This is a genomic window from Lactovum odontotermitis (assembly GCF_054658595.1).
The window spans coordinates 1-3,576 of the sequence record NZ_BAAGGQ010000042.1 but is presented as its reverse complement, the minus strand read 5'-3'; the positions used below and the strand labels follow the sequence as shown (position 1 = coordinate 3,576).

The following is a 3,576-nucleotide window of genomic DNA, read 5'->3' as shown; positions in this document are numbered from 1 at the left end:
TTCTTAACTTCTGTACACTTTATGCCGCTTAATCTTTTTAAAAATTTGCATTTTTTTAGTTAATATGTTATTCTATTTATGGAGATAAATTTATTTTGCTGCCAAAATACGAACGCATCAAACAAGAACTCCTCGCAGAACTAAAAGCGCATAAATTCAGACCTGGAGACAGATTTTATTCTGAGTCTGATATTAAGTGCAATTTTAGTGTGAGTTCTATTACGGCCGTAAAAGTTCTCAATGAGCTGACATCTGCCGGCTACTTATACCGTATTCAAGGCAAAGGCACCTACGTCTCGAAGTCGAAAGTCTCACAGAATGTCAAATTTTCTGATATTGAAGTTTACTCTCAGGAGTGTGAACACACCAAAGTCCTGTCTGTCTCTGAAGAAAGTGACCCTGTAATTCTGAAAGAGCTGAAACTGAAAAAAGGAGACAGTTATTACAAATTTGTCCGAGTTCGCTTTTTCAACGACATTCCATTTCTGACACAGACGACTTATTTGTCGAAAACATTGGTTAAAGCGCCTATTTCTGATGACCTCTCAATTTACAGCAGCCTTTACAAGTATGTCCAAAAAGATTTCGGCATTGACCTCTCTCTGATGGCTTCGGTTGAAACAAACGAAGTTGTTTTCCCGGATAACCCTAAAATCCTGAGCCTGCTCAATCTCAGTTTCCGCGAACCTGCCGTTAAACAAATCAAGCATACTTATCTGCCGGACAAAAGCGTTGCTGAGTACATTGTCAGCTATAAACACTGGAAATACTACAAAATAAAAATCGAAACGGAGGCCGAATAGGCCTATTAACCGTAAAACAAAAAAAGCCATTACCTGAATAATGACTTTTTTAATTGTTTTTAAACACTTAGGCTTATTTTGGCCAGATAGAAGGCCACAGCCCAAATCCTGAGCCCACCAGGCCAATCACCAGAAGAAGCAGGATGCACCTGATAGGAGTCCATTTGAACTTCCTCATCAGCATATACAGAAGCAGCGTCAGCCCAAGCGGAATCATTGACGGCAGAATCCCGTCCAGAATCTTCTGAATGTCAATCGGCGCTTTACCATTGGCAATAACGATATTAAGCTTTGTGGCACCGAACGTACAAGTCAAGGCACCAACAACGAAGATACCAAGGATAGAAGCCGCACGCGTGAACTCTTTGGCATTCGCGGTCAAGACGCCGATGGCATTTGTGCCCATCTTGTAGGACCAGCTCATCAGGAAATAACGCAGCGCGAACTGAACCACGTTGAAAACAATCAGAAAGAGGAAAGGCGCAACAACATTGCCGTCAATGGCCATGTTTGACGTAATGCCGGCTGTAATCGGCACCAGCGTGAACCAGAAGAGCGCATCGCCGATACCGCCGAGAGGTCCCATGGCAGCGACACGAACGGCACGAATCGTCGGAATATCAGTTTTAGCCTGCTCCAGCGAGAGCACGATTCCCATAACGAAGTTGACAAGGAATGGGTGAGTATTGAAGAACTCCAGATTGTGACTCATTGACGCCGCAAGGTCATTTTTATTCTTGTGAATCTTTTCCAGGCCTGGCAGAATTGAATAGAGCCAGCCTCCGGCCTGCATACGCTCATAGTTGAATGACGCCTGTAAAAAGAGCGAGCGCCAAACCATCTTATTGAGCGTTTTCTTGTCTAAAGGAGCCGCAGGCGTTAAGTCTTCGTACTGGTTTGGAATATTATATGCCATCTTCGTAATCTCCTTCATCTGTTGATTGAGCTGCCGGTTTTAGCTTGGACTGAATCTGGAAATCCCAGAAAGCAATAGCAAAACCAATCAGCGCGAGCAAAATCATTGCAGAACCGCTCAAACTTGGAATGGCCGCAATCAGAACTGCCAGGGCAAATCCGACAAAGAAGAAGCCCCACAAATCTCTTGAAACCATCACGCGAATCAGAATAGCGAATCCGACATAGCGCATCATACCGCCGGCAGCGGACAATCCGTTCATCAGCCATGTTGGAATTGCGTCAACGACCTGGCTTCCGAATGTTGCACCGCCGATAAAGAAGAGCGTCACAACCAGCCCGAAGATAATACCAAGTGCGCACATCGCCAGATAATTAATCCGGTCAATCCCTTTCGGATTTGCATTCTCCGCTTCCCGGTCAGCAACTGCCATCACTGGCGACATTAAAGTAAAGATAAGTGTCACGCCGTATTGCCCAAGCAGTGAGAATGGCACCGCTGTGGCCACGGCCGCCGTCGGCTCCAGTTTCAGCGTGATTGCCAGAATCGAGGCCATAATCCCGCCGATAACCGCATTGGGCGGCTGAGCCCCTCCCACCGGCATATTTCCGATGGTCATCAACTGGTAAGTACCGCCAACGATGAGCCCTGTTTTCAAGTCTCCCAAGATAAGTCCGATGACCATACCCATGACAATGGGCTGGTAGAGCGACTCCAGGAAACTAAACTGGTCAATGGCTGCGATGAATGTCACCGCAAAGACCAGTATAATTTGTATTATGCTTGCATGCATGTAAACCTCCTTTGAATAGCGTTCGCGCAAGCGCTCGGTCATGATAGCATTTGCACGGACTTTTCACAATTTTCCTTAAGTAAATAATTTCGATACATCTTCGGCAGGGATAGACGGCACGCGCTGAATCTGCAGTTCTACTCCCAAATCCTGCAGCTCTTTGAACGCGGCAACATCTGCATCATCAACTGCAACAGACGTTGCGACCTGACGCTTCCCTTCTGCCATATGCATATTACCGATATTGACTTTCTTTATAGGCACTCCTCCTTTCACGAGTTTTAAAACATCTTCAGGATTTTCACAAATAATGAAAATCAGCTGCTTGTCATTTGCTTTTCCAATGATGTCAATGGTTTTCTGCAGTGTGAAATAGCGCGTCGCCACACCTGTCGGCGCAGCCATGTCCATCAGCCCCTGGCGCATCTTGTTTCCGGCCACCTCGTCGTTGGCAACAAGTAAAAGATTGGCTCCGATTGAGCTTGTCCATTGTGTGGCAACCTGGCCGTGAATCAGGCGATTGTCAATTCTTGTCAATAAAATATGCGGCATTTTTTCTCTCCTTTGAATAATAGCATTCGTTTTTTTATAGTATTTTTATACTTTGTGTACATTGTTCAGTCAAATGACCGCCTAAGTGTCCAATTTCCCCAATTATTCACTCAATCGGCTTGACTAACTTTTTCAATTTGGTAAAATCTCTGTTATCGCGTATCGCGACGCCTCAATCACCAGTTTGTCAGCGAGACGAATTTTGACGATTTCATCTCCCAGCTCGACAATTTCGCCGATTAAACCGGCGCTGAACATGACCTTAGAGCCGACTTTCAGGTTCTGGTGAAGTTCTGCCATTCTCGCGCGCCGTTTTTTCAGCTGATTATTGCTGAAAACTCCGTAAAACAGCCCGAAAATAATCAAAAAGGCCGCGAGCACCATTGAGGAATTTAAAATCATCTCTCCATTCACAACATTTCCTCCTTTACCAATATTCAGTCCTGTACAAGTATTCAGTGTTTTAATACCTGTTCTTTTTACCCATTTAACGCTGCCGATGATTATCCATT

5 protein-coding genes are annotated in these 3,576 nt (G+C 45.0%); 1 reads left to right on the top strand and 4 read right to left on the bottom strand.

All coding sequences use genetic code 11. The annotated features are described in order from the left end of the window. Nucleotides 1–95 precede the first annotated feature (95 nt). Nucleotides 96–803 carry a GntR family transcriptional regulator gene (locus ACYQ2E_RS11165; protein ID WP_460018138.1) on the top strand — a complete coding sequence of 236 codons (708 nt, stop codon included), beginning with the start codon at nt 96–98 and terminating at the stop codon, nt 801–803. Between the two features lie 73 nt (nt 804–876). On the opposite strand, the gene ACYQ2E_RS11160 is transcribed toward ACYQ2E_RS11165, so the two are convergent. From ACYQ2E_RS11160 to yajC, 4 genes are all read right to left on the bottom strand, one after another. Next, nucleotides 877–1,719, bottom strand: a complete 843-nt coding sequence (locus tag ACYQ2E_RS11160) for a PTS system mannose/fructose/sorbose family transporter subunit IID (protein WP_460018137.1) — start codon at nt 1,717–1,719, stop codon at nt 877–879. After that, complete coding sequence (locus ACYQ2E_RS11155) at nt 1,709–2,512, bottom strand: PTS mannose/fructose/sorbose/N-acetylgalactosamine transporter subunit IIC (protein ID WP_460018136.1); 804 nt, start codon at nt 2,510–2,512, stop codon at nt 1,709–1,711. Before ACYQ2E_RS11155 ends, ACYQ2E_RS11160 begins: the two co-directional genes overlap by 11 nt. 75 nt (nt 2,513–2,587) lie before the next feature. Further along, entirely contained in the window at nt 2,588–3,064 is a 477-nt protein-coding gene (agaV, locus tag ACYQ2E_RS11150) for a PTS N-acetylgalactosamine transporter subunit IIB (protein ID WP_460018135.1), read from the bottom strand. A 132-nt stretch (nt 3,065–3,196) separates the two neighbouring features. Beyond that, a partial coding sequence (gene yajC, locus ACYQ2E_RS11145) for a preprotein translocase subunit YajC (protein ID WP_460018134.1) occupies nt 3,197–3,576 on the bottom strand: 380 nt, incomplete at its 5' end.

Coding starts and splice junctions, on each gene's coding strand:
- ACYQ2E_RS11160 (WP_460018137.1), bottom strand. CDS start 1,719: ATGGCATATAATATTCCAAACCAGTACGAAGACTTAACGCCTGCGGCT.
- agaV (WP_460018135.1), bottom strand. CDS start 3,064: ATGCCGCATATTTTATTGACAAGAATTGACAATCGCCTGATTCACGGC.
- ACYQ2E_RS11155 (WP_460018136.1), bottom strand. CDS start 2,512: ATGCATGCAAGCATAATACAAATTATACTGGTCTTTGCGGTGACATTC.